We start from the raw sequence: 26,551 nt of genomic DNA, 5'->3' as shown, positions 1-26,551 counted from the left end.
GCTGGCGGTCCGTGAATTCAGTAAAGCGACGAAGCGTCGGGCTGTTACCATGTTGCTCATTCCTTGGAAAGTCAAAAGACAAGACGCGTCCCGGTCTGCCGCGTTACCATACAGTCACGATAGGAAATTCAGGCCCCGGCTAACTCTGTCAGGCTCATCGGCTTCCCTCCTCTCATGTACACCAAACCTGGCGAAGTCGAAGGGGAAACCTCAAGCAACTGGCGTGAGTCGGAGATGTTATTGCTGCAACAGGTCATGGCGCTTGTCGGCAAAAACCTTTCCCCCGTCCCCGTCCTTCGTGAAATGCTCCACCTGATGTCAGAGCTGCTCGGCCTGAATCGCGGCCGGGTGGTCTTGCGCGACGAAGGCGCCAAAACCTCCCGAATCAAGCATGCCTACGGCCTCACACCCCAAGAAGTCGAGTGCGGTTGCTATGACGAGGGCGAAGGCATAACGGGCCAGGTTTTGCGCAACGGGCACCTAATCATCGTGCAGGACATCGATGCCGAGCCGGGGTTTCTTGGCCGGGCAGTCGAACGCTCGAAGCTGCCGCCGGGACCGGTATCGTTTATCGCGTTGCCGATCATGGGCGGGCAATTTGCAATCGGCGTGCTGGCGTGTCATCGCATCAGGACGCGCACCCGCGCCCTTGCCGACGATGTCACGCTCCTGCGCATTCTCGCCACGCTAATCGGCCAATTGCTGCAACTCGAAGCTAACCTGATGGAGAAGACGCACGCGCTCGAACAGCGCAACGCCATCCTCGCTCAAGCCCTGGCGTCGGGCAGCGCCCGCTACGGAATCATAGGAACCTCGCCGAGGTTGTTGCGCGCGATTTCCGAGCTGGAGCGCGTTTCAGATTCATCGGCGAGTGTTTTATTGCTGGGTGAATCCGGCACAGGCAAGGAGCTGTTCGCGCGCGCGTTGCATCTGGCGAGTCCGCGTCGCGACAAAGCGTTTATCAAGATCAATTGTGCGGCCATCCCCGAAACCCTGTTCGAATCCGAGCTATTCGGGTACGAACGCGGTGCGTTCACCGGTGCGGCGACCGCGCGTGCGGGATGGTTCGAGCGGGCCGATGCCGGCACGATCTTCCTCGATGAAATTGGCGAAATGCCGCTAACGCTTCAAACAAAATTGCTGCGCACGCTTCAGGAAGGCACTCTAACTCGCCTTGGCGGGATACAGGAAATTCGGGTCGACGTTCGGCTTGTCGCCGCCACGCATCGTGACCTGCTGAGCGGCGTGGCGGACGGCACTTTCCGCCAAGACCTGTACTACCGGCTCAACGTCATTCCGATCAACCTGCCGTCGCTTGCCGAGCGCCGCGAAGACATACGGGAGTTGGCGCTTCATTTCATCAGTCATGCGAACCAGGTCAATCAGCGAAACGTCAACCTGACGGCGGCCGCACTCGCGAGGCTGCAGGATTATTCGTGGCCCGGGAATATTCGTGAACTGGCCAACCTGATCGAGCGGATCGTGCTGCTCGCGGAGCAGCCGTTACAGGAGGCCGCGGATATCGAGCGGTATTTGCCTCGCGAGAGTGACGCTATGGAGAAGGAACAGTTTGCGGCTTCATCGATGCCTGCCGCACCTCATTTGCCATTGCGTCCTTACGGCAGCGTGGATTCGCACTCCGCCGATGTCCTGCACAACGCTCTCAAGCAATGCGGCGGCAACAAATCACGGGCGGCGCAACTGCTGGGCATGACGGCGCGGCAGTTTAATTATCGATGGAAAAAGCTTGCATCATAGCGACTTACATAATGTCGACATTGTTAACAATGTCGACATTTGCAGCTTCGATGTTAGGGGCTTGGCGTCTTTTTTCGGAGGTCCGTAGCCGGCCAAAAGCTTTTACCAACAAGCTTTGGCAGAGTTTAAAAGCAAACTGGCATACCTGTTGCATAAGAGAGTTTGCGGCCGCATGGAATCAATGCCTAAGCGCGGTCAGCAACACTCTCACATCAGGAGTCAGCCTTGACCTCAACCACAACCTCCACCGTTAGCGCCTTCCTCAGCCCAATCGATCGCGATGGCCTCATGACCTTCGCTGCAAAAGGCCGCAATAATCCGGGCGCGCGTGGCAAGAACAATGTCCGCACCGTCATGCAGGGCAAGTACCGCTCACTAAGCTATGTCGGCAGTCACGAACCCGTCGTGGTCGATGAACCCCCGCATCTTTTTGGTGACGATACCGCGCCCGCACCCGGCGAAATCGCGTTGTCCGGCCTGGGCGGTTGTCTCGTCGTCGGCATCACGGCCGTCGCCACATGGAAGCAGGTGAAGCTGTCGAAGCTTGAAGTATCCCTGGAAGCGGACATTGGGAATCCAGCGGCGTGGGGCGCGGGCGGGGCGGAAATGCAGCCCGGTCAAATGGGTTTCCAGGCTATCCGCGCGAACGTGCTGATTGAAGGCGATGCCCCGCGCGATGTGCTCGACGAGATCGTGCGGCAGGCCAACTTCTACTCGCCTGTCGCCAACACGTTGCGCAACCCGATCCCCATGACGGTCACGCTAGCCGACTAGGCAACGCGCGCCGCGAGTTGGCTTTCACCTTCACCCTCGCAACGCCCTTCGACACTCCAAGGAAATCATCATGGAAAGCGCAATGCTTGCCGACGACGCGCGCGTCGAACGCTGGACGGACGACGCTGTCATCGAACAAGTGGAACGCATTTCGAACGGCCCGCTGAAGGCTGCGGCAGTGCGTATCGACGAAGGGCATTATCCGCTCGACATCCTGGAAGCGCTCGGGCGAGCAGGCGCGCTTGGTGTGCATCTGGACCGTCACGGCGCGCGCTTCGGCTTGTCTTTAGCCGCCATGCAACGGGCGAGCCGTGCGTGCGGCGCGACTGGTTTCCTGATGTGGTCGCACGACGTCTGCGGGTTATACATCGAGCAATCTGGCAATCCCGCATTGAACGGCGAACGGCTCGCGGCGCATGCCGAAGGCCGCGCGTTCGGCGGCACGGCGCTGTCAAATCCTATGAAGGCGTTCTCCGGCATCGAGCCGATGATGCTGCGCGCAACCCGCGTTCCCGGTGGCTACCAAATCAATGGCACGCTGCCCTGGGTCAGTCATATTGCAACAGGGCAATATTGCGGCGCGATAGCGGGCGTGCAACGCCATGACGGCTCGGTGTCGCATGAAGTGATGTTCATGCTCGATTGCGACGAGCGCGTCGAATTGCGCCCCTGCCCCGTGTTTTCGGGCATGGAAGGCACTAGCACTTGGGGCGTGAAGCTCACTGATTATTTTGTTGGCGAACAGCAGATCATAGCGGACCCGGCGCGGCCGTTTATTGCGCGGATACGGTCGGCTTTCATCTTGCTGCAAGTCGGCATGGCGCTCGGCGTGACGCAGGGCGCGATCGACTCGAGCCTCGAGGTCGAGCCGATGCTCGGCCACGTCAACCGCTTTCTGAGCGATCGTCCGGACGAACTGCGAGCCGAACTCGACGATGCTGTCAAGCAGGCGCAACGCCTAGCAAGGACTCCATATGATGGCAGCAAGGACTATCTGATGGAGGTCCTCGATGTCCGCGCTCGGGGCTCTGATTTGGCGTTGCGAGCCGCGCAAGCATCGCTGCTGCATCAGGGCGCGCGCGGCTATTTGATGAGCGCCGCCCCCCAACGGCGCATCCGCGAATCGCATTTTGTGGCGATCGTCACCCCTGCGCTCAAGCACCTGCGTTTTGAAATGGCGCGACTCAGCCGAGAGGAGTTTCCAGCATGAATGCCATCGTCTGCGACTGGAAGCAATACATTTGCCGCGCGTGCGGAGTGATCTACGACGAAGAAGCGGGTGACCCCGACAGCGGCCTTACGCCCGGCACGCGCTTCAACGATATCCCCGATGACTGGGAATGCCCGCTGTGCGGCGTGCAGAAAAGCGATTTCGCGCCTTATGAGCCGGCGGCGGTATCGAATGTGGAAAGCACCGCCGTCGTGTCGCGTGAAAAGGGCGTCGTGATCGTGGGCGGCGGTACGGCGGGTTGGGCCGTCGCCGAAGCACTGCGCGCCCTTGATGCCGACGTGCCCATCACGCTGGTCACTGCCTGCAAGGGCGACCGGTATCGCAAGCCGGAATTATCGGTTGCATTGAGCCAGAATAAGACCGCCCAGTCGATGATCGCCGAGGCCGCGACCGCCGCCGCCTCGCGCCTTCAGGTGCGCCTGCTGAGCAATACCTTCGCGGTCGGACTGTCGCCCTCGCTGCACCAGTTGCGCACGACGTCCGGCCCGCTTACGTACACTCATTTGGTGCTGGCACAGGGCGCGTGCCCTGCAATGCCCACCGCGCTGCCGAAGGACCTGTGCTGGCGGATCAACGACCTTGCGATGTGGAGCGGCGTGCAGCGCGCGCTTGCATCGGGTCCGAAGCGCATTACCGTGATCGGGGCAGGCTTGATCGGTTGCGAACTGGCCGAAGATTTTGCCCGCGCGGGTCATTGCGTCACGATGCTCGACGTGAACGCCGCGCCACTGACGGGCCTCTTGCCCGAGCATGCGTCGGCGCGCCTGCTCGACTGCTGGGCACGGACCAACTTGCATTATCGGCCGCGCAGTATGGTCACGGGTGTCACGCAGAAACGTGATGGAGCACGTATCGTACAGATGGCAAACGGCGAGACCTTGCATGCCGATCTCGTACTGTGCGCGACGGGTCTCGCCACCGAACCCGGGCTTGCGCATTCAGCCGGATTGCGGTTTAAAAACGGCATCGTGGTCGATCCGAAAACCTTGCAGACGAGCGCGCAGGATATCTATGCGCTCGGCGATTGCGTCAGCCTGCAAGGTGCGCCGTGCCGGTTTATCGAACCAATAGCAGGGCAAGCGGAAGCCATCGCGCACTCCGTGCTCAAGCGCGCTCACCGGGGTTATCGCCATCAAGCTCCCGTCCTGCGCGTGAAGACGCGTTGGCTGCCCATCGTGATGCGTGGTGCGCCGTCGCGGGATCTTCAGTGGCAGGTCGTCGACGAAGATGAGCGACAACTTTCCATGGCGCAGTATCGCGACGGCGTCGTCGTCGCTTCGCTGAAAGTCGGTCAGCGCAGCCTCGAGCTCGCAGCGTGACGGTCGCGCTGCCCACGCGGATCATTCAGGGAAATCAGATGGAAAGTGATAACCGTTACCGTCCTTTCGATAGCGACTCCACGTTAGGCGGCTGCGCTTGCGGACAGCATTCGAGTCAGGCCGAGCATGTCGGCGCCAACGCCATCGACACCGATGCACGCTCGCGCGACTTCGTGGAAGCGGCTGCCGTGCGCGCCTTATTCCCCCGCGATACCGCCCGTCGCGCTTTCATCCGGGCGGTCGGCAAGCGCGCGGCGATCGCAGCTGTGTATAGCGTGCTGCCGATTGCGTCGATACAGGAAGCGTTCGCGCAAGACAAAACGGGCAACCTGGAAAAGCGCGATTTGAACGTAGGATTCTTGCCGATCACGTGCGCGACTCCGCTCATTGCCGCGGAACCGCTCGGCTATTACAAGGAGCAGGGACTCAACGTCACCTTGCGCAAAGTCGGCGGCTGGGCGCTCGTGCGAGACCGGATGCTGAACCACGAACTGGACGCGTCGCACATGCTCGCGCCCATGCCGCTCGCCATATCGATGGGGATTGGTTCGCAGCCCTCACCCACTCGCGTGGCCACGATCCAGAACGTCAACGGTCAGGCGATCGTCCTTGCGCTGAAGCACAAGGACAACCGCAACCCGCACAACTGGAAAGGCTTCAAGTTCGCCATCCCCTTCGATTTTTCGATGCACAACTTCCTGCTGCGCTACTACCTAGCGGAGCATGGCATCGACCCTGATCGGGACGTGCAGTTGCGCGTGACGCCGCCAGCCGAGATGATCGCGAACCTGCGGGCAGGAAACATCGACGGATTCCTTGGACCGGACCCGTTCAACCAGCGCGCGGTGTTCGATGAAGTCGGCTTCATCCATGTTCTCTCGCGAGACATTTGGGCCGGTCATCCGTGCTGTTCATTCAGCGTGCCGGAGGGGTTTATCCAGCAGAACCCGAACACGTTCGCCGCGCTGTATCGCGCAAACCTGAAGGCGGCGGCCTTCGCCCACGATGCGGCCAATCGCGCCGCGCTGGCAAAGATGATCTCGACGCCGGCCTACCTTAACCAACCGGAACTCGTTGTGCGCCAAGTGCTGACCGGCACCTTCGCGGACGGCCTCGGTCACGTGCAGCGCGTCCCCGATCGGGTCGATTTCGAACCGTTGCCGTGGCGCTCCATGGCGGTGTGGATGATGACGCAGATGAAACGATGGGATTACATCAACGGCGACGTGGACTATCAGGCGCTCGCTGAAAAAGTCTTCCTCATGACCGATGCCGGCAACGCCATGCGCCAGATCGGCGAACCTGTCCCCGCCATGGCGACCGCTGGCAGTGATCGGCCTATCACGGTCATGGGCCGCGCGTTCGACTCAGGTCGTCCCGGTGACTATCTCAACAGCTTTGCCATCAAGCGCGCGTGAGCGCAGGAGAATGACCATGTCCATGTCAACGCCTTCATCGCTCAGGCAAAGGGCTGCGCTATGCTCGCTCGCGTTGCTGATCGTGATGATCGGCATCTGGCAAGCCGCGACGTTACCCGATCCGACACCTGCCGGAAGCAAGACGGGGGCAAGCGCCGAAGCCGTCGAGTACGCCATGCTCATGGGGAAGACTCCCGAGACAAATAACGCGGGTCCGACGCCAGCGAAGGTGACAGGGTTTCCATCTCCGGCGCAGTTCGCCAGCGAGGCCGCAAAACAACTCGCGCATCCCTTCCGAGATAACGGCCCCAACGACAAAGGCTTTGGGATTCAGATGGGTTACTCGCTTGCACGCGTCGCATCTGGATACGCCCTCGCACTGCTCATCGCCTTGCCATCAGGATTCGTCATAGGAATGTCGCGACTTGCATTCATGACGTTCAATCCGTTTATCCAGGTGCTCAAGCCGATTTCGCCTCTCGCATGGATGCCGATCGCGCTCTACACCATCAAGAGTTCGTCGGCGTCCGCTGTTTTCGTGATCTTCATCTGTTCGGTCTGGCCCATGCTGATCAACACCGTATTCGGCGTGGCGGCGGTCCGGCGCGACTGGCTCAATGTTGCCCGCACGCTCGAAGTGCCACCGTTGCGGCGAGCATTCACCGTCATTCTGCCGGCGGCCGCGCCGACCATCGTGACAGGCATGCGCATTTCGATGGGTATCGCGTGGCTTGTGATCGTTGCCGCCGAGATGCTCGTAGGTGGAACCGGCATCGGGTACTTTCTCTGGAACGAATGGAATAACCTTTCGCTGTCGAACGTGCTGTTTTCGGTGCTGCTTATCGGCCTGGTCGGCATGGTCCTCGACGTGCTGTTTGCTCAACTTCAACGCAAGGTGACCTATGTCGATTGATAAGGCCAACGCGTCCGCACAGCACACGAATGCGGCATCGTTCATTAGCGTCGAGGGTCTTTCCAAGCGCTATAGGCACGACGCCCCGCCCGTTTTCGAGAACGTCAGCTTCACTATTGAGCAAGGCGAATTCGTCTGCGTTATCGGGCACTCAGGGTGCGGAAAGAGCACGATCCTCAACGTGCTTGCGGGCCTTGAAGAAGCGTCCACCGGGCACGTGATCATGGCGAACCGTGAGATCTCCGGACCGAGCCTGGACCGCGGCGTAGTGTTTCAGGGACACGCGCTGCTACCCTGGCTTACGGTCGAAGCGAACATTGCGTTCGCCGTGCGCTCGCGGCACCCGAAATGGACACGCGCGCAGATCGCGGAGCACAGCTTGCGGTTCATCGATATGGTGGGACTCAAAGGGTCGGAGAAGAAAAAACCCTCGGAATTGTCCGGCGGCATGAAGCAGCGCGTGGGTATTGCGCGCGCGTTCGCCGTTGAACCCAAAATGCTTTTACTCGATGAACCCTTTGGTGCGCTCGATGCGCTCACGCGCGGCGTCATCCAGGACGAACTGCTGCGAATCTGTGCCGCGACCCGGCAAACCGTTTTCATGATCACACACGACGTGGACGAGGCCATTTTGCTCTCCAGCAAGATCATGCTGATGAGCAACGGGCCGCGCGCGCAGATCGCGGAGATTGTGGTGAATACGCTGCCGGCGAATCGCCGGCGCGAGACCATTCATCACGATCCGCAGTTTTATCGGATACGTAATCATCTGGTCGACTTCCTCGTGCGCCGTTCGCGCGAATTCCGGCCGTCCGATACCGATCAAACCCAGCCGCGCTTGGTGCGTCCGGGTGTCGAGGATGGCGACGCGCCTAGCGCCGGTTCCGGAGCACTGATTAGCGCGGTTGCCTGACACTTCGTTTCTCAATCAAGGAGCATCACCATGATTTCCAGCCGTACCGACGTAACCCAGATAATCGTTTCCGCGAAAGTCGCCAAGAACTTAAAATGGGGCGATATCGCCGCGAAAGTCGGGCAGAGCAAGGAATGGACGACCGCAGCGTGTCTCGGCCAAATGACGCTGAACAAGGCGCAGGCCGAAATAATGGGCGAGATCTTTGGCCTGTCAGACGAGGCCGTGGCGTGGTTGCAAATTGTCCCGTATAAAGGGTCGTTGCCCACTGCAGTACCTACCGACCCTTTGATCTATCGCTGGTATGAAATGGTCAGCGTGTACGGCACTACCATCAAGGAATTGATCCACGAGGAATTCGGCGACGGCATCATGAGCGCCATCGATTTTTCAATGGATATCCAGCGCGAGGTCGACCCGAAGGGCGACCGCGTGAAGGTCGTGCTGTCCGGAAAATTCTTGCCTTACAAGAGCTATTGAGCGACGCGTCATCATGATTTTTCGACAGTTCTTCGATTCCGCTTCAAGCACGTTCACGTATCTCCTCGCCTCGCGCGAAGGAGGCGAAGCGGTGATCATCGATCCGGTGAAATCGGAACTGGCCACGTACGTAGCGGCTATCGACATGATCGGCGCGCGGCTTGTCCACGCTATCGATACCCACACGCACGCCGATCACATAACCGCGCTCGGCGATCTGCGTGACGCGACGGGTTGCGTTACGATCATGGGCGAAATGTCGAAGGCATTATGCGTGTCGCAGCATTGCGCGAAGGCGATGTGCTGCGAGTCGACGGGATTGCGTTAAAAGCGATTTATACACCCGGCCACACCGATGAATCGTTCAGCTTCGTGCTGAACCCGGCCAAACCGGAAGCCGTCTTCAGCGGTGACGTGCTGCTGATTCGCGGGAGTGGCCGCACCGATTTTCAAGGTGGAAACGCGAGTCGCTCGTGGGATTCGATCGTCAACAAGCTCTTTACGCTGCCCGACGAAACCGCGCTCTACCCGGCGCACGACTACAAAGGATCCACCCGGTCGAGCATAGGAGAGGAGCGCCGACTCAATCCTCGCCTGGCTGGGAAGACAGAAGCACAATACATTGCCATCATGGAATCGCTTGACCTACCAAATCCACTACTGATGGACGTCGCCATCCCGGCTAACCTTGCTTGCGGGCAATGACCGAACAGTAGGGACGGCGCATCGGGCCGTGAGACGAGGACCGACTGAACGGGATTCCAGGAAAAAATAATGCACGACCGCGCTTCCATATGCACTGGTGACGTGGGTCGCTTTGACGGCTTCTTGCGCGTTTGCCGATCATCTTTCGAGATCGGCTACGCCGAACCGCAGACCGGATCTGCGCTCGCCTTGGTAATGACCTTCAATACGGCGCGCGACAGGCATTGGACAAAGCGAACGAGCTCCACATCGTTGCGACGGGACCATTCGATTAATGGTCTATCCGGCGAAATATCGTTGACCAAAAAGGCGATCTGCGCACTTCTCTCGTCGGCTTTTTGCGAGTAAGCGGCGGCAAGTGCAATCCGATCATTTTCGTTCGCAATTAGAGAGGCTAATAAAAAATGATTTCGGGCGTTCCCTTCGTCAAACGGCCTTATCCCGAGTAAGCATACTAATACGCTGGAGATCGACATTGCCGCCTGACACCATGACACCGACCCGCTTACCTTTCACATCGAGGTGTCGACCGAGTGCCGCCGCTGCGGCCAGGCAACCTGTCGGTTCGACCAGGATCTTCATGCGCGTTGCAAAGAATGCCATTGCCCGGACGAGATCGTCGTCGCTGACAGTGACAATATCGTCTACATGATGTCGGATCACACGAAATGTTAAACGCCCCAGTTGTTGAGCCTGCGCACCGTCGGCAATGGTATTGGGAAGAGAAATACGCACGATTTTCCCGCACCTCAGACTCTTCTGCCCGTCGTTTCCCGAGACGGGCTCAACGCCGATAACCTTGCATGCCGGACTCATGGCTCTGGCTGCAATGGCACAGCCCGATAGGAGGCCGCCTCCACCGAGTGGGACAATCAAAACATCCAGCGCACCAGTATGTTCAAACAATTCTTTCGCGGCCGTTCCCTGCCCTGCCATTACGTCGGGGTGATCGTAGGAAGGTATCAGCGTCAAGCCGCGATCTTCCGCCAATCGACGCCCGATGGCTTCTCGATCTTCCGTGTGGCGATTAAAAAGCACGACCTCGCCACCATACGCTCGAGTCGCGTATACCTTGCTCTCAGGCGCATCGTGAGGCATCACGACAATTGCGGTTGTGCTCAATACTCTTGCCGACAGCGCAATGCCCTGCGCGTGGTTTCCTCCGGAAAATGCAACGACGCCCCGGGAGCGCTGATCGTCCGTCAGGGCAGCAATCGCATTGCACGCCCCGCGAAATTTGAATGCGCCGGTGCGCTGGAAATTTTCGCACTTAAAGAATAGCGTTGCATCGGCGAATTCGTCACCCGTCGCAGAGGTGAGAACCGGCGTTCGGTGCGCATGTGCTGCAATGCGATCATGTGCGCGCACGATGTCATTGAAAGAGATAGCGAGATCGAGCTTTTCGTTAGTTGGATCGACGCGCAGAGGATTGGACATGGTATTCGTGCCTGAATTGAGCCGATGCGAAAGACGTCGATCCGGAGAGTCACTTTCATGACGGGCGGTGAGACAAACTTCAGATCACGTCGACTACTACCTTTCCTTCAGCGGTCCCGTCAACTATCAACTCATAAGCCAAGTACGCCGAACCCAGATCGAAGCGGCGAGGGTCCAGACGCGGGACCAATTTATCTGCTTCGGCCAGCGCCGTGGCCTGGCGCAAAATCTCGCCATGATGTGCCCGGTGTTTTCCGCTCAACAAGGGATGCAGGCTAAAGACGCCCGAGTAGCTTGCCTCACGAAAGGAAAGCGGCGCTAACGCATGAGTGCCCCATCCAAGTGCACTGACTACGTGTCCGAAATGCTTGACTGCCCGAAAGGATGCGTCGAGCGTCGAGCCGCCGACCGTATCTACAACCAGATCGAATCCCTCGCCCTCCGTGCACTTCTCCACATACTGTTCAACTGTTTGCGCCGCATAGTCGATCGGCGTCGCGCCAAAACCCGCGACAACGTCCTGGTTGAGGGCACTCGCAGTCGCGAATACGATTGCGCCTCGCGCGCGGGCTATTTGCACGGCGACATGTCCCACGCCTCCGGCGCCTCCCTGAACGAGCACCGTCTGGCCCGCCTGCAAATTCGCGCGATCGACCATTCCGCACCACGCGGTAATGAATGCCAGGGGCAGCGCAGCGGCCTCGCGCATGGAGAGATTGACTGGCTTTCGCGCTAGCAAACTGGCGTCGACCGATGCAAATTGTGCGAGCGAACCCGGAATACCGCCCACGCCCCCGGTCATTCCGTACACCTCGTCACCGATGTCGAATTCGGTCACACCTGTTCCGACTGCATCGACGACGCCGGCGACGTCGATGCCGAGTATCAGCGGCAGAGGATGTCGAGCATGAGCCGCCGCGCCCGCTCGAATTTTCGTATCCAGCGGATTTAAACCACTTGCTGCGATGCGAATCCGAACTTCTCCTGCTGACGGTGCAGGAATCGCGATAGCGGTAAGTTCAAGGGGACCGTCGTGACGGGTGAGTACAAGCGCTTGCATGTCCATAATCAATCCTTTAAGTGACCTTCGAGGTCTCAAGAAAGTGTGGGCAACAGTGGAATAGTCACCACAAAAGCTTTATTTATGAGGCGCGAAGGCCGGTCAACCGCCCTTCGAATAGGTATAGCCCCGGACCTGAAGATCGACCAAGAACGACACTACGCTTGGTACCAGCACGGCGTCCGGTATCAGATTGTTGGTCAGATCGGCAGCGATCTTGTCAGCCGTATTGCTTCCATTTGCGGCGGAGCTTTGCAACATGCGGGCAATGGCGTGGATCGAATCATGACAAGCTATGAATACTGTGCCACGCCGTTGCAAGGAAACTATATTGTTATTAGCCGGCCCATAGAAGCCGCTTACCTCCTCCACGCTGTCGCGCATCGACACCTTTGGCTTTTCGACGATCAGGGTGTTCCTTTCAAACTTTGGCCCCGCAAGGGTAGCTAGGTTGTATTTGTCCCACATTGCCTGTGAGAACAGCGCAAGATGAGCAAGACCATGCGTCGCGGAAACCGCCAGGAAATTCGCGTTGCCGTTTCCGAACACTTGGCCATTCACGGCTTCACGCATCAGTCCCGGCCACGGGCCAGCAAGGTCGGTGTTTTCCCATACCTGACGCGCCTTGGGTCGATACGACAACACTTCGGTAGCAGCCTCATAATCCCAAAAGGCTCGATCGGTCAGCATGAATGGCACCGAATCGAAACTGCGCCGACGCGGGGAAGCGGCGAGACGCTTGCCGAGTTCGCTGAGCTCATTGGCGCCATCCGGCGACGACGGCATCTCGACCACTGCGGCTTCCTTCGCGACGGCCTGCCGATGAGGCAAAAGCGCGCCGATCGACAGCGCTGTCCATCCAATCATTCGAAGCGCGTCTCGACGCTTGGGTCCCTGAACAGTAACCGACATATCAAACCTCATTATTTAAGTTCATCATATTTTCGGAGGGCCAGCACGACGCCGTACCGGCCAGACTCGACATACCGTCTTAGTACGCGCTGCTCGATTTGCGGACAAGTTCAGCGACCGCGTTTTTCATCTTTGCGATCGTTTGTACGTCATGAATGCCGTAGCGTTCCGCCAGCCGATCAAAGTTGTTGTAACTGACCCATGTGCGGCCACGCTCGTCTTCCCACACAGACACACGAATCGGCAACTCGCTTGCAATACCCGGTTGTTCCTGCATCAGCTTTGTTCCAGCCGCAGGATTGCCAAAGACGATTACTTCGGTGGGCCGCAACGGAAGTCCGGCCTGCTGCGCGTTCGCCTGGTGATCGTAGTGACCGAAGACTTGTCCGTTGCCCGCCTTTATGTTTTTCTCGAGTCGAGCTACGGTCTCCTTCACATCGAATACGCTTTCATAGGTCGAGGTTTGCGCGGGATCGTTTCCCGAACCCAGCGTTGCGTCGTATGCAGCGGCTATGCGACGCGCAAGATCGGTGAGGTCAACGTTTTCGGTATTGGCGAGCAAGGTAACGCACACCAATTCGTTTGGATCGGTAAAACGACTCAGATACGCGCTATAGCCAGGCGCATTACCCTTGATATCCATGAAGCCTTTATGCTTGGTGAACTGCCAGCCGGCCATGGCGGGTACCACGGTGCCGTTTTCAAGCGTGGTGGGCTTGTACACGAGGTCGCGGTGCGCGGCGTCTTTAATGACTTCGTTGCCGGCGAGTGCAATGTCCCAGGTGCTGACGTCTTCGGCGGATGCCCATAACGATCCAAAAGCAAACTGGCTGGACGACGTCGCCGATGGGATTGCCGTCAGCTTCCCATTGGTCACGCGATATCCGGCAGCAGGTTCAACCGGATTGATATAACGGCCGTCTGTCACGAACAGGTGATGGCGCATACCGGTTTTTTCGACTGGATCGATGCTGGCGTGCGCAGGAAAGTCCTCTATGAACATCGTATGGGTGAGTCCGAGCGGCTTGATCTGGCCATTCCAGATGAAGTCGTGATAGCTCATTCCACTGGCAGCTTCAATCGCCAGACCGAGAAGAAGGAAGTTCGTGGCACTTTGAGCAATCTGGGTCCCGGGCTTGAATGCCAGCTTTTCACCCTTGACCATGTCGATCAGTTGCTGCGGCTGATACTCCTGGGCGGAGTTGAACCCCGGCGAGCGTCGATAGTCCGCGATGCCGGTTGCGTGCTGCAATAGCTCCATGATGGTTAGCTTCGACCATGACGATGGCAGGCCTTGAACATAGGTGCCAACCGGCGTTTGCAAATCCATCTTTCCCTGTTCAACGAGCTGCATGATGGCCGCAGCTGTGAAGCCCTGCGTGATTGGGCCGATGTTCCAAAGGGTGCCTTGAGAAGCCAGCAGCTTCTTCGACATGTCGCTCTCGCCATATCCTGCGACGCGTGGAATGTATGGCGCTTCGACGATAGCCATTGTCAAGCCGGAAATGTGCTTCTCCTGCATGAAATCGGCAATCATCGTATCGATGCTTTGCCCGTAATACTCCAGGCGAGCGTCGCCTCGTGCAGCATTAGCTGAGGATGACGAGAGCGCAAACACGGCACCAATAGCCATGGCGGTTGCTAAAACCTTGAGATAGGACGATTTCATTTTTTGTACTCCAAAAAAAGGTTTATTAGAAGAAGGTAGGGCAGCACGCTTGCGTGATTTCGCTTTGATCGACGGCTTATATCCATGGATAAACCGGTGTTTGGAAACGCTGTTTCGAGTGATCTCATACCAAACAGCAAGTGGCTTTTCTTGCCCTGCTTGGATAGCAGGCGGTTTAAATATCGACATTTGCACCGTGAAATCAAGATACGTTTCAATGAGTTGGCCGTCTATTCGACCAATGTCTGCTGCGCAACCGACAATAGAAGAGACAGAGCCATACAAAGGTCTGGCTTTGATTTGATTACAGCGGACAATACCCGTCGGCAGAACGCCCAGCTACCGCGGACTCGTCTCGCGCGCAGGCATACGTTCGTACAGGGCTCACTACTCGAAGGGAGTGTCTCCTGAGTCTTTTGTGCAATAGGATTGCCGCGCTTGCAGACCTACGATAGTAACCAAGACGAACGGTAATGCAAGGTAATCGCCCAAGCGTTGTAGCGTTTGACGAGCCGGCATTCCCCCGCCTTGGCGTTCGACGACCTTTGGTTATCGGGGCGATCGAATTATCAGAGTCTCGGCATACCAAAGGATGTCCATCATGCGCCCGATTTTGCACAACTGGATTTTGATCAGCAGTAACGCTTACGACGAATACACCTATGTGTCGTGGCTCGATCGCAATGTATATCGGCGAACGGTGGACCTGACGAAAGTTTGCCTGCTTTAGGTGGTTTCGAAACGCCTCGAGTCGTTACATACCCACGAAACTTTTGAATGGCGGAAAAAATGCAGATGATCAAGTGTCTTGAGCTATTCAAAGCGGTAGCCGATCATAAAAGCTTTTCGGGAGCCGCTCTTGCAAATAATCTCGCGCCAGCCGCGGTTACCCGTGCGATCCAGGAGCTCGAAACAGAGTTGGGCGTCAGGCTGATACACAGGACAACACGAAAACTTTCGGTGACGGACGTAGGCATGACCGTTTACAACCGGGCGGTTCTACTCCTCGAGAGCTTTACGGAAATCAAAGAGATTGGCGATGCGAGCTCGCGCACCATGAGTGGAACAGTGCGGGTAGCAATACAAAAGCTTCTCGGGTTCAACGCGCTCTCCTCGCTTCTGGAGGGATACATGCAATCCCACAGCAACGTAACTGTGGACGTCGATTTCTTCGACGACGGAGACGATCCGCTTAGCCGCGGCGCAGACATTGCCGTCTCCTTGGAGCATGAGGTGCGAGACCTCTACATCGCCAAGAAAATCGGTTCGTTAAGCATGTCACTGTTTGCTGGAACCCGGTTTTCGACGAATACAAACGCTGGTTCGCCGTACGACCTTTTGCCGCAAGAACGCATGTCCGTTGGCGGAAGTCCATGGGATTTGCTTGCAGAGGGTTCCGGCAAACGCCTGCTCCTTCCTTGCGGCTCGCGGTTCCGCTCCAGCAGTCCGCAGGCAATAGCCATGGCCGCCATCCAGGGCATAGGAATAGCATTGCTCCCGCCGGATGCAGCGAAGCCTTACGTGGACGCGGGTCAGCTTTTTCCGCTGTTTGACGCTTGGCACTCAGAGTCGGTCCCGATCGCGATCAGCTACCGTTCGCGTCAGTTTGTCCCCGAAAGGGTTCGTAGCCTGATTTCACACGTTAGCGAGAATTTCGATCTTCGTGATCGGCGAAATGTCGACCGAGCTATCCCCATGAAGGTTGCATGCAGTCGGCCCACGCAGATGGACGACATTTCACTGCTGCTAGCTCTCGATTCTTGACGGCTAAGACCTCCAGGGTCTGCTTCCAGGTGCAACGGAAATCTGTTTAGCAGTACGATTAAGCCCAGGTATCCAATGTTTTGATTGGTGTCCCGGCGCACAGATTTCGCTATGTTTGCCAGCCTCCTGAGGCACATCAAGTGCGTTGCAGTGGCAACGCGACCGGACTGGCACGTAAATTTAGACATCGATTCGTCAACATGTTTGACAAAACCTGCTTGTCTACGACGGCAGGCCCGGGGCCGGATGCGCGTTGACCGGTGCATGCATCTTTCGGCGGCGCTCTTAGCTTCGGTCGACGTCATATCCGCGGTTGATATTGAACATCTCAACGCGGTCTCGGGAGGCCTGCTTACAGGGGATACGCCGCACACTTCCATCTGCAAGCCGAGCGCACGGTCAGCGGTGCGATAACGCGATTCAAGAGTCACCGGGTTATCGCGCGTGGGCATGTTCAAATCGGTGCGTGGGACGAAGTACTGCCGCGCCATGCCGTACTGTCGAGCTCAGATATGGTGATGATCAGGCAGCAGGCGCGTAAGTCCGTGCCCCGTTGGTGGATGACACGTCCCACGTACGTTTGTGTCGCGGAGCGATTGGGGATATCTGGTGACGGTGACGTGCGTGTAACCGCAGTTGGGTGAATCGCCTACACAGGATTCAAGGCAATGCGAAGATCTCTCGGAAGCAGCCGGAGCCCGGCTTACCCTTAGGCAGACTGCTACTACCATCTCATTATTCGGGTCAAGAAGATATGCCCCGTTAACATTGACCCCTGGCAGGGCGTCTTGCATCCCGGTATCTGCCCTTAAGCATTGATAAATTAGTACGAATGGCCGAAGGACGCACGACCGAATGCGATGGCGTACGTCAGTTTGATCATTGTGTCAATGCATAGCACCGCAATCTCAGGGCCAAGTAGTCCAGCTCCGCCAAATACGCGAATACAAGAGAACAGAACGCCAATGCAGCACGAGAAGGCAAAGAGCAAATGCGCCGGACGGCCGCAATTAATCATGACAATGCCGAGCAACACGAAAACGCATTTGCTCAGCAGCGCGATCACGAGGGGTGCGTAACCGGGCGAGAAAGTGAGTTCGAGAGGCGCCGTCAGCAGGGATACACCACATGCCAGAAACGCTAACGTGAACATTGCTTGCTCCTGACCGGCGGCAAGGGCGGCTGAGCGCGGGACGTAGTCCATGATCGTGAAGCGGTCGTCGTAATTGGATGTGGCTTGCTGCATCGGAAAACGTGGGCCGGGTCTCATGAAGTGAACTCGAGGTCAGCGCTGCTACGACTAAAAAAACACGCTCCATGCACCGTCTCGTGAAACGACAAACATTCACGACTACCTGCTGAAGAGCGCACTGTGTACCGCGAGACAACGATACGTCGAGACAAACGGTTCGCCCATTAGACCAACAGATGCCCTATACCCGATGCGAGGATGGTGGTGCCACACCTATGTATAGCTCCCGGGAAGTGATGGTGATGGAGCTGCAAGCGATTCTCATAACAACTGTACGCAAGCGGCAAGCTTGTAGACCGACTGAACTTTTTATATCGTACAATTGTGCTGGTAGCAGCCACCTTAGTTTAAAAGTATCAGCTGATCGCGGAGCGCTCGCAAATTCATGTCGAGGCGGACACCATGACCAAGTGGGGCTTGCTGCAGCGGCTAAGAATCCCAGAGCACGACCCGTTCACCTTTGGACATCACGCAAACTGTTTTTGCGGGTTGAACCGATTCACGCAAACCGCGCGTGAGACGGTCGGCCCGAGCGCACCCTCTCGGACCAAGGAGCGGTCAGATGAATACACAACAATCAGGCTCGAGCAAAACCGCTGCGCATGAACCTGCTGCAATCGTCTATGTTATTGACGACGACGAATCGGCGCGGCGGGCGCTCAGCGGCTTGCTGCGGTCGGTGGATCTCGCAGTCGAAACGTTTGCGTCATCGCAGGAATTCCTGGCCCGCACGAAGCCTGCGGGTCCCAGCTGCCTGATCCTTGACGTGCGTCTGCGCGGTGAGAACGGTCTTGAGTTTCAGGATTCAATGACACGCAGCAACCTGTACATGCCGGTGGTATTCATTACCGGTCACGGTGATATTGCCATGACGGTAAAAGCGATGAAGGCCGGCGCCCAGGACTTCCTTTCAAAACCATTTCGAGACCAGGATTTGCTGGATGCGGTTGACCATGCACTGGCAAAGGACCGAAAGAGATTGCAAGCAGCGCACTCGATTTCATCACTGCGCATGTCCTACGAATCACTCACTCCTCGCGAGCGCGAGGTAGTGGGCTTCGTTCTGGCCGGTCTTCTTAATAAACAGATTGCTTCTGAGATGAGCATTTCGGAAGTGACGGTGAAGATGCACCGTGGCCAGGCCATGAAAAAGATGGCGGCCCGTTCGGTGGCCGATCTGATCCGCAAAACACAGTCCCTGGGAGTTGAGCCTCTGCGCACGCAATAACGCTTAGGTCATAACACAGAACAATGCAGTAAGCCGGAATAGTCAGCATGGCTTAGCAATAAGCGCGGGCACAGACAACGCCGGTCAAAACAACCAATACGCGTGTCACGGCCACCATGACAGACCTGTCAGACTACTCCCTCGTATTGCTGAGATCGTCGAAACTCAAGCTGTATCGAGGCACTTGCACAAATTCGGAACCCGCTCTGTTCGTAAAGCTGGACGAATTAAATACCGACAGCGAGGCGTCCCGCCGGCTGCATCACGAATATGAACTTCGCGCGGAATTGCCAACGCAGTGGGTGCTTCGCCCAACTGCGCTTCTGCACTACAACGGTCAGCCGTTGCTCATGCTGGATGATCCAGGCGGGGACTTGTTGCGCAAGTTATGCGATGTACCCATGTCAATGGACCGCTTCTTTCCGCTTGCGATTGGGATCGGAAAGGCGCTGAACGCGGTGCATGAGCGCGGGATCGTTCACTGCGACCTCAATCCTGACAATATCCTCGAAATACGCGAAGACAGCAGCGTGCGCCTGACGGGTTTTGGTTGTGCGTTTCGCGACACCCCGGAACATCGTCAGGGCGCCCTGCACCATTCGAACTACGGCACGCTGGAATATATGGCCCCGGAGCTCTGCGGCCAGATGAACTGTCCCGTCGACAAGCGCGCGGATCTGTACTCGCTCGGCTGTACGTTCTACGAAATGTTGACGCACTCGCTGCCCATCAGTGGCAGCGACCGTTTGGCTCTCGTCCATGCGCATCTCGCGCGCTCCCCTGCTTTGCCGTCCGAGCTGGTGCGCGGGATTCCGCGGCAGGTCGAAATGATCGTGATGAAGCTGCTCGCGAAAGATCCGGAGGAGCGATACCAGTCTGCTGCAAGTCTTGTTGCGGATCTCGAGCGGTGTTCGGCAGCCCGGCCCGCCGGTGACCGGGTTGCGCTGTTTCCACTGGACATGCCCGCGCTCCCCGGGCGTCAGCGGGTCTCGCCGCGGTTGTATGGACGCGAGGACGAGACGAAGGTGCTGCACGCTGCATTTGAGCGCTGCGCCGCGGGTAAGCCGGCAGAGATGATCCTGGTGTGCGGCTATTCGGGCGCAGGTAAGTCTTCCCTTGTGAATCAGTGGATCAGTCAGCGTGTTACGTCGCCGCACCTTTTCGCGGTGGGCACCTGCGAGCAGGTCAACAGTGCAACGCCTTACACGGCACTGCTCCAGATTATCGAGCAACTGGTCCGCCCGATTCTTGGACAGGATGAAGAAACATTTTTCGCGTCACAGCGCCGTCTGCTCGACGCGCTTGGAAACAAGGCCAGAGCGCTGTGGACCATGGTCCCTGACCTGAAACTCGTTCTGGGTAACCAGCTCTCCACGGAGGATGCAGGGCTTCCCGTAGATCGCGCTCAATTCCTCAAAGCCGCAGCAGATCTGATCAAGGCGTTCTGCACGCCAGAGTGCCCGCTAATACTTTTTTTCGATGATCTTCACTGGGCCGACGAAGGCACGATCAGCGCGTTCGCATATTTGAACAACCTAGCCGACGCGCCCTACTTGATGCTGATCGGCGCGTATCGCAGCAACGAAGTCCGCTCAGACCATCCGTTGCTGCAACTCACGCAAGGCCCGGCCTGTAGTCGTCTTCAACTCTCCCCGCTCAACAGAGACGACACCGCGCTGCTCGTAGCCAGCACGCTTGGATGTTCGCTTGAACAGGCGGGTCCGGTCGTCGATCTGGTCAAGACGAAGACCGGCGGCAATCCGTTTTTTGTCACGCAATTTGCGATCGAACTCGCCCAAGAGGGGTTGATCGAATTCGAGCACCAGTCGACGCTGCAGGTGCGCGACATCGACCGGATTCGAGCGAAGGCGTATACGGACAATGTGGTCGACCTGATGTTGCGTCGCTTCGATCGCCTCAATCCTGCCACGCAAGATGCGCTGCGGCATTTCTCCTGCCTCGGCAGCGTAGCCGCAGTCCCGGCATTGGCAAAGGCGATGGATTGCTCGCCGACGCAGCTTGATGCCGCGTTTGGCGAAGCGTCGGCGTCCGACCTCGTCTATCGCAATGGGGACGCATACCAATTTCGCCACGACCGGTTTCGCGAGGCCGCCTACGGTTCCATGGACCATGCCGAACGCGTCGCCATGCACCTCGATATCGGGCGGCGCATGGTCGCTCGCATCGTGGACGATGACACGTGCGAGGATATCTACGAGATCGTCAGCCAGATCGATCTGGGTAGTGACGCCGTGAGCTCCGAACCTGAACGACGGCGATTCGCGAGCCTGAATGTCGTTGCGGCTAAACGCGCGAAGAACGCGACCGCCTACGCTTCGGCATTGACGTACCTCGTCGCGGCAGCAGAGTTCCTGCGTACCGAACCGGACGGCGACGCAATACAGTGGATCGAATTCTGGCGCGCCGATTGCGAATGCCTCATTGGCAAGCTGGAGCCTGCCAAGCAGCGCCTCGCCGCATTGGCGGCACTTGACATCAGCATGCCGCTCAGAGCCGAGATGACCCGTCTGGCAACGGGTCTACACACCGCACAGAACCGGCCAGACCTGGGGATCGAGGCCGGGCTCGACTTCCTGCATCGACTGGGACTTGAGTTGGAATTCAAGCCGACCGACGCGCAGGTGGACCAGTCTTTCGCGCGTTTTTTGGAGCGTATCGGCGAACGCTCGATTGCAGACCTGGGCGCAATCCCCATGATCAGCGACCCGCTATGGCATAGCGCGATCGACGTGCTGGCAGACTTAATTCCGCCGGCGCTTTTCATCGATGCCAACCTGGTCGACATGATCCTGCTCCACGTCGGCAACTTGAGCGTGGAACACGGTCTCTGCGATTCTTCCGCGTTTGGATTCGTATTCCTGAATTTCGTGTTTGGCGTGCGTTACCACGACTATTGCAAAGGATACGAGTTCGGCAAACTCGCCGTGCAACTGGTCGACCGCTGCGGTCCATCGCGCTATGCATCACGCATATACATGCGCTTCGGCACCTTGGTCATTCCCTGGTTCCGGCCGCTGGGAGAAGGCGCGCCGTACGCTGAGCGGGCCTATAAAATATCGGCGGAAATCGGCAATCTGGTCTTCGACGTATCCAGCGCCAGGAATGTTTCAAGTCTCCTGATGCTCGCCGGTGCGCCGCTCGAAGATGTTTACCGCGAGGCCGAAAAAGGCGTCGCCATTGCGCGTGCTTCCAAGTTTGCGCTCTACCTGAATGTGTTGGGCACGCAACTCGATCTGGTCAATGCGTTGCGCGAAACAGGAATCAAGCTTGACGACGACGGTACCGTGTCGGCAGGCGCGTTCAACAGCGACCTGATCAGCGTGTCGCCGCATAACACCACCAGCGTCGCGTTCTCGCAATGGAGTTACAGACTCCAGGCTGCTTGTATTTTCGGTGAGATTGCCGTGGCGCTGGAGGCCGAGCAGATGTGCACGCTGTCGCTGCGTGCATCGAAGAGCATTCTTGAAGTCATCGACTTTCACTTCTACAGCGCACTGAACCGCGCAGCCGCCTGCGCCGCCGCGGACACCGGCTCCGAAACGGGAACTGCTCACGCCGCGAGCTTGAATGATCACTTCTCGGAACTATCAGTGCTGGCTGAATCGTGTCCGGCCAACTTCGCCGGCCGTCACGCGCTGGTGGGTGCGCTGATCGCGCAACTCGATGGCAACTTCACGCTCGCGCGGCAGTATTTTGACGAAGCCATTCAACACGCCGAATCCAACCGGTTCCTCCAGGTTGAAGCGCTCGCCAACGAACTGGCGGCGGCATTTTGTGCCGATCTCGGTCTTGAACAGAACGCCCGCACGCACCTGCGCGCCGCGCGCAATGCGTATGCGCAGTGGGGAGCCCGCGCCAAGGTCGACGACCTGAACAACCGCCATGGACTGCTGCGTGAAACGCAAACTCCAGCTGCACTAAGGCATGCTGATGAATTTTCATATCAGCAACTCGATATTGCGGCAATCATCAAGGCGTCCGGCGCGCTTGCAAGTGAAATCGTCCTGATCAATTTGATCGAAACGCTAGTGACGACAGTCGTGCAGCACGCCGGGGCCCAGCGCTGCATTCTGGCACTCTCGCATGGGACGTCGCTGAGAATAGAAGCCGAAGCTCATGTCCGGCCGGAGGGCATTGACGTCAGGATGGCCACGTCGGAAATGTCGCCGGCGGATTTGGCGGTCTCCGTGGTGCACGCTGTCGTGCGCACAGGCAGGCATATTGTCCTTGATAACGCGTTCGAAAGCGGCCCATTTGTCCGCGATGAATACGTCAGGCGCAATCGCTCGCGTTCCATCGTTTGCACGCCGCTGATCAAACAGACAAAACTGGTCGGCGTGCTTTACATGGAGAACGACCTGGCTGTTGGCGCGTTCACCGCGGACAAGATCGCCGTACTCACCCTGCTGGGAGGACAAGCCGCGATCTCGCTTGAAAATGCGCGTCTCTACGAGGACCTGATTGAACAAAACCGCGCGAGAGCCGAGGCTGAAGAGGCACTTAGAGATGCGTTGGCGAATCTCGCCCGGGTGACGCGGCTCACCACCATGGGAGAGCTGGTCGCATCAATCGTCCATGAAGTCAGCCAGCCATTGATGGCGATCCAAACATCTTCGGGCGCCGCATTGCGCTGGCTTAACCGTGACGCCCCTAACATTGCCGAAGCGAAGGACATGATCAGCAATGTGGTCGCCGACAGTATCCGCGCGTCCAAGGTGATCCAGGGCCTGCGAGCGATGGCCAAGCAATCCGAACCGGTCATTGCCGTCTTCGATCTCAGCACGGCTGTGTTCGAAGTCCTTGCCATGTTGCGCGGCCAGATACAAGACCACGACGTGGATGTGATCAACCAGTCTGAGACCGATTTGCTTGTCAAAGGCGACCGCGTTCAGGTACAGCAGGTCGTGCTGAACTTGGTGGTCAATGCAACTGAAGCCATGGCGACGATCAACGATCGACAACGTCTGCTGAAGTTGTCCTGCGCAGCAATGAACGACAAGCGCATACGCGTCAGCGTGACGGACACCGGTCCCGGCCTTGACGCGGAAGTGGCACATCGAATATTCGAGCCGTTCGTGACCACCAAGGCGTCCGGCATGGGCATGGGGCTCTCTATCAGCAACTCGATCATCGAGGCGCACCACGGACAGCTATCGGTCGAAACAAGCGAGCCGTTCGGGACCGTCTTCAGTTTCACCCTCCCGGCCGCGGGTCCCGTGAAAGCGAGCAGCGACTCGTAACGGCAAGTGGGCGCCTGTTCGTAGACTGAAAACATGCAAGAACTCTGGCATGACGCGTCCCTGTCAACATGCCCGGGCACGAAAGCTTTGGGGCACCTACCCAGACCTTGGTATCAGGTCCCTCACCGAATAGCCGGGCGCCACCAGACGTTCGGAGAATAGCATCGGCCTCATGGCCCCTCTACGATGGTTACAGCACGGCAAAACGCAAACGCCGACACACGGATCGCAAAACCAGGTGTCAGGCATTCGCCGTTTTGACGTCGTGCTCCGCCTCGCCGGTTCACCCCGGCAATCAATCGCGCCGACCGCGCTTAAGGAGTTGCCATGAAGTCGTTCACTTCCGTTGTCCTCGCAGCCAGTATCCTTCTCGTCCCGTTGAGCGGGTTCGCACAACAATCCGGCAGCATGATCACACGCGCCCAGGTCCGCGCAGAACTGATTCAGTTGGAAAAGGCCGGTTATACACCGTCGACCGGCAATGAGACAAACTACCCCGCTGATATTCAGGCAGCCGAAGCGAAAGTGAGTACTGAATCTGCAACTGTGGCTACAGGCAGCGTGGGAGGTTCCGAAAACCGCTCCGACTCAGGGCAGCGCGCAGGCCGCACAATCGCCAGCTCTTGCGTGGGCCGTGTCAGCTTTTGTTCGACGTATTTCGGCAGTTGAAGAAGAAACCATGCAGCCGGCCAGGATGGCAGATTCCGGCAGGCTGCAAAGTCACCCACGCGCAGCCGCACTGGGCAGCACTTGCCCACACCTGGCTCAAGGCAAGCGCGCGGATCAATTGATGATGCGCAGTCTCGCCAAGCGACCCTCGCTCCTTCCCGTGCGTCACGTTATCAGAGTGGTACACAACGAGTACAGCATTCGCGTGTGTCATCTGTTCCGGCGCGGTCAGTGTGACGCTTGCCAATCCCTGGTCATCCGCTGAAAAATAGTTCTCGGTTCCGCTGCCGTCAAGCGGCGTAAATCCAAAAGGCTTTTGATCAAAGTGGGTTTCGAATAGGCTAAAACGGCCGCCCGGCTTTAGCCCGTGCAGTGCCACCTTGACGTCTTCCCGTCCGTCGACGCGCGGTTCCAATTTCACGTTGCCACCAGCGTGGAACCATTCCCCCAGGGTCATGCCCAGCGGCGAACCCGTCGTATTGTAAATATCGCTGCCCGGCGCATCGTCCGGATTCGCATTACGCTCACCGGCAACATGTTCGATGTTCTGCCAATGACGCTCTGCAGGGGCGTTCTTGTCGAGCACGAACACCTGTGGATCGACCACAGATGACGACGCTACTTCCCTCGAAAAATAAGCAGCATGGGTCTCGAATGGCAGCGTAATCGATGCGTGGTCCTCGGCGTAGGCGAAGCCTGACGACATCAGAAGCGCGCCAATAAGCAAGTGAGTTAATCGCATGGGATTGTGTGCATCGGAACGTTTGAGTGGATGAGCCTTCTGCTGGTGACTGATAAAACACGGCACTTGTCAGTTGCAGATTAACGAGGACCTGTACAAACGCCCATGCTCCAGCGGCTTAGATCCCCGTTCATTCGTCTCAAGTTCTTTCTACACCAAATGCGAATCGTTGCCCACTTAAGCCCATCTCTTTATACACAACTCGACACTTGCGGCAACGATGGTGGAGTAAAAAAGTAGCCACAAGGGGGTTGTTAACTGTGCGGATTTCGCGTTTACTCTCGGATTTTCAGCATGAAGATCCGAGACGACGCAGGAGCATGGGTGGACGAGGAATTTGAGACGCTGGATTTGGGTGATCCACGGCGAGACCGGCGCGCGAAGGAACTGCTCAAACGGTTCGCCAGCCGGCCCACGGCCAGCATTCCGGGCGCGTGCGAAGGCTGGTCAGAGACGATCGCTGCATATCGCTTTCTGGGCAATGAGCACATCGACTGGCGCGACATGATGCAGCCGCATTGGGACCGTACCACGGCACGCATGGGGCAGTTGCCGGTGGTGCTGTGCATTGCCGATACGACAGAGCTGAACTTTAACGGTCAGGATATCGAAGGGGCTGGCCCGCTCTGTTATGAAGCACAGGTAGGCATGTATCTTCACGCGACCTATGCGGTGACACCGGACCGGGAGCCGCTGGGTGTGATGAACGCATGGATGTGGGCGCGCGAACCACGCGATGCAAACGGCAGGCGTGGCGGCGTTAAGGAAAGTGCGCGGTGGATCGAAAGCTATGAGATCGTGGCCGAACAGGCACGGGCCCTTCCTGACGCGCGACTGGTGTATGTGGCCGATCGTGAAGGCGACATCGCCGCGCTCATGCAGCGTGCGCAGGAACTGGGTCAACCGGCGGACTGGCTGATGCGCTCGCAACACAATCGCGCGCTCAAGGGCGAAGCAAGTTTGTGGGAGACGGTGCACGCCAGTAAGGTGCTCGGCCACATCAGCTTCGTGCTGCCCGGGCGCAGCGGACAGAAGGCGCGTGAAGT

General features: G+C 58.0%; 23 protein-coding genes. 16 read left to right on the top strand and 7 right to left on the bottom strand.

The features are described from left to right. The first annotated feature begins 174 nt into the window (after positions 1-174). The 10 genes from GSQ93_RS19620 to GSQ93_RS38160 all read left to right on the top strand — a co-directional run bounded on the left by GSQ93_RS19620 (position 175) and on the right by GSQ93_RS38160 (position 9,511). Complete coding sequence (locus tag GSQ93_RS19620; RefSeq protein WP_254073947.1) at positions 175-1,758, top strand: sigma 54-interacting transcriptional regulator; 1,584 nt, start codon at positions 175-177, stop codon at positions 1,756-1,758. Positions 1,759-2,046: 288 nt separating this feature from the next. Continuing rightward, the gene (locus GSQ93_RS19615) at positions 2,047-2,532 is read left to right on the top strand and encodes an OsmC family protein (protein ID WP_158937489.1); all 486 of its coding nucleotides are present in this window, start codon (positions 2,047-2,049) and stop codon (positions 2,530-2,532) included. A gap of 70 nt (positions 2,533-2,602) precedes the next feature. After that, positions 2,603-3,742 (top strand): acyl-CoA dehydrogenase family protein, encoded by a 1,140-nt coding sequence (locus tag GSQ93_RS19610; protein ID WP_158937315.1) that lies wholly within the window; start codon positions 2,603-2,605, stop codon positions 3,740-3,742. Further along, positions 3,739-5,082: an FAD-dependent oxidoreductase gene (locus GSQ93_RS19605; RefSeq protein ID WP_158937314.1), complete on the top strand. Its 1,344-nt coding sequence runs from the start codon at positions 3,739-3,741 to the stop codon at positions 5,080-5,082. Before GSQ93_RS19610 ends, GSQ93_RS19605 begins: the two co-directional genes overlap by 4 nt. Before the next feature lie 38 nt (positions 5,083-5,120). Further along, positions 5,121-6,500: a CmpA/NrtA family ABC transporter substrate-binding protein gene (locus GSQ93_RS19600; RefSeq protein WP_158937313.1), complete on the top strand. Its 1,380-nt coding sequence runs from the start codon at positions 5,121-5,123 to the stop codon at positions 6,498-6,500. A gap of 22 nt (positions 6,501-6,522) precedes the next feature. Beyond that, positions 6,523-7,413, top strand: a complete 891-nt coding sequence (gene ntrB, locus GSQ93_RS19595; protein WP_158937488.1) for a nitrate ABC transporter permease — start codon at positions 6,523-6,525, stop codon at positions 7,411-7,413. Continuing rightward, a complete protein-coding gene (locus GSQ93_RS19590) occupies positions 7,403-8,326 on the top strand; it encodes an ABC transporter ATP-binding protein (RefSeq protein WP_158937312.1) in 924 nt (307 codons plus the stop codon). Before ntrB ends, GSQ93_RS19590 begins: the two co-directional genes overlap by 11 nt. A 30-nt stretch (positions 8,327-8,356) precedes the next feature. Beyond that, positions 8,357-8,806, top strand: a complete 450-nt coding sequence (gene cynS, locus GSQ93_RS19585) for a cyanase (RefSeq protein WP_158937311.1) — start codon at positions 8,357-8,359, stop codon at positions 8,804-8,806. A gap of 13 nt (positions 8,807-8,819) precedes the next feature. After that, positions 8,820-9,134, top strand: a complete 315-nt coding sequence (locus GSQ93_RS38165; RefSeq protein WP_254073946.1) for an MBL fold metallo-hydrolase — start codon at positions 8,820-8,822, stop codon at positions 9,132-9,134. Next, complete coding sequence (locus GSQ93_RS38160) at positions 9,092-9,511, top strand: MBL fold metallo-hydrolase (protein WP_254073945.1); 420 nt, start codon at positions 9,092-9,094, stop codon at positions 9,509-9,511. The genes GSQ93_RS38165 and GSQ93_RS38160 overlap by 43 nt, the downstream gene beginning before the upstream one ends. Before the next feature lie 155 nt (positions 9,512-9,666). On the opposite strand, the gene GSQ93_RS19575 is transcribed toward GSQ93_RS38160, so the two are convergent. The 5 genes from GSQ93_RS19575 to GSQ93_RS19555 form a co-directional block, all read right to left on the bottom strand. Next, a complete protein-coding gene (locus GSQ93_RS19575) occupies positions 9,667-9,987 on the bottom strand; it encodes a hypothetical protein (RefSeq protein WP_158937310.1) in 321 nt (106 codons plus the stop codon). Continuing rightward, a complete protein-coding gene (locus tag GSQ93_RS19570) occupies positions 9,938-10,948 on the bottom strand; it encodes a threo-3-hydroxy-L-aspartate ammonia-lyase (RefSeq protein WP_158937309.1) in 1,011 nt (336 codons plus the stop codon). Before GSQ93_RS19570 ends, GSQ93_RS19575 begins: the two co-directional genes overlap by 50 nt. Positions 10,949-11,027: 79 nt before the next feature. Next, positions 11,028-12,014 (bottom strand): zinc-dependent alcohol dehydrogenase family protein, encoded by a 987-nt coding sequence (locus GSQ93_RS19565; protein ID WP_158937308.1) that lies wholly within the window; start codon positions 12,012-12,014, stop codon positions 11,028-11,030. Positions 12,015-12,110: 96 nt separating this feature from the next. Then, complete coding sequence (locus GSQ93_RS19560) at positions 12,111-12,803, bottom strand: transcriptional initiation protein Tat (RefSeq protein ID WP_158937307.1); 693 nt, start codon at positions 12,801-12,803, stop codon at positions 12,111-12,113. Between the two features lie 196 nt (positions 12,804-12,999). Beyond that, the gene (locus GSQ93_RS19555) at positions 13,000-14,874 is read right to left on the bottom strand and encodes a serine hydrolase (protein ID WP_216857638.1); all 1,875 of its coding nucleotides are present in this window, start codon (positions 14,872-14,874) and stop codon (positions 13,000-13,002) included. Between the two features lie 316 nt (positions 14,875-15,190). On the opposite strand from GSQ93_RS19555, the gene GSQ93_RS38535 reads away from it, so the two are divergent. Both GSQ93_RS38535 and GSQ93_RS19550 read left to right on the top strand, forming a co-directional pair. Beyond that, positions 15,191-15,319 carry a hypothetical protein gene (locus tag GSQ93_RS38535; RefSeq protein ID WP_301952073.1) on the top strand — a complete coding sequence of 43 codons (129 nt, stop codon included), beginning with the start codon at positions 15,191-15,193 and terminating at the stop codon, positions 15,317-15,319. Between the two features lie 47 nt (positions 15,320-15,366). Further along, positions 15,367-16,353, top strand: a complete 987-nt coding sequence (locus tag GSQ93_RS19550; protein WP_158937306.1) for a LysR family transcriptional regulator — start codon at positions 15,367-15,369, stop codon at positions 16,351-16,353. Positions 16,354-17,176: 823 nt separating this feature from the next. Here the strand turns inward: GSQ93_RS19550 and GSQ93_RS19545 are convergent. After that, positions 17,177-17,623: a hypothetical protein gene (locus GSQ93_RS19545; protein ID WP_158937305.1), complete on the bottom strand. Its 447-nt coding sequence runs from the start codon at positions 17,621-17,623 to the stop codon at positions 17,177-17,179. 544 nt (positions 17,624-18,167) lie between these two features. On the opposite strand from GSQ93_RS19545, the gene GSQ93_RS19540 reads away from it, so the two are divergent. From GSQ93_RS19540 to GSQ93_RS19530, 3 genes are all read left to right on the top strand, one after another. Next, positions 18,168-18,833: a response regulator transcription factor gene (locus tag GSQ93_RS19540; RefSeq protein WP_158937304.1), complete on the top strand. Its 666-nt coding sequence runs from the start codon at positions 18,168-18,170 to the stop codon at positions 18,831-18,833. 116 nt (positions 18,834-18,949) lie between these two features. Next, positions 18,950-24,094 carry an AAA family ATPase gene (locus GSQ93_RS19535; protein WP_158937303.1) on the top strand — a complete coding sequence of 1,715 codons (5,145 nt, stop codon included), beginning with the start codon at positions 18,950-18,952 and terminating at the stop codon, positions 24,092-24,094. Positions 24,095-24,421: 327 nt separating this feature from the next. Continuing rightward, positions 24,422-24,763 (top strand): DUF4148 domain-containing protein, encoded by a 342-nt coding sequence (locus GSQ93_RS19530; RefSeq protein ID WP_158937302.1) that lies wholly within the window; start codon positions 24,422-24,424, stop codon positions 24,761-24,763. Here the strand turns inward: GSQ93_RS19530 and GSQ93_RS19525 are convergent. Then, positions 24,732-25,490: a hypothetical protein gene (locus GSQ93_RS19525; protein WP_216857637.1), complete on the bottom strand. Its 759-nt coding sequence runs from the start codon at positions 25,488-25,490 to the stop codon at positions 24,732-24,734. The two genes, GSQ93_RS19530 and GSQ93_RS19525, sit on opposite strands and share 32 nt — an antisense overlap. Positions 25,491-25,799: 309 nt before the next feature. On the opposite strand from GSQ93_RS19525, the gene GSQ93_RS19520 reads away from it, so the two are divergent. Further along, a partial coding sequence (locus GSQ93_RS19520; protein ID WP_301952072.1) for a transposase DNA-binding-containing protein occupies positions 25,800-26,551 on the top strand: 752 nt, incomplete at its 3' end.

The sequence above is a fragment of the Burkholderia sp. S171 genome, assembly GCF_009766085.1.
In the GTDB taxonomy this organism is placed as follows: domain Bacteria; phylum Pseudomonadota; class Gammaproteobacteria; order Burkholderiales; family Burkholderiaceae; genus Caballeronia.
This window is presented reverse-complemented; position numbering and strand designations above follow the sequence as displayed.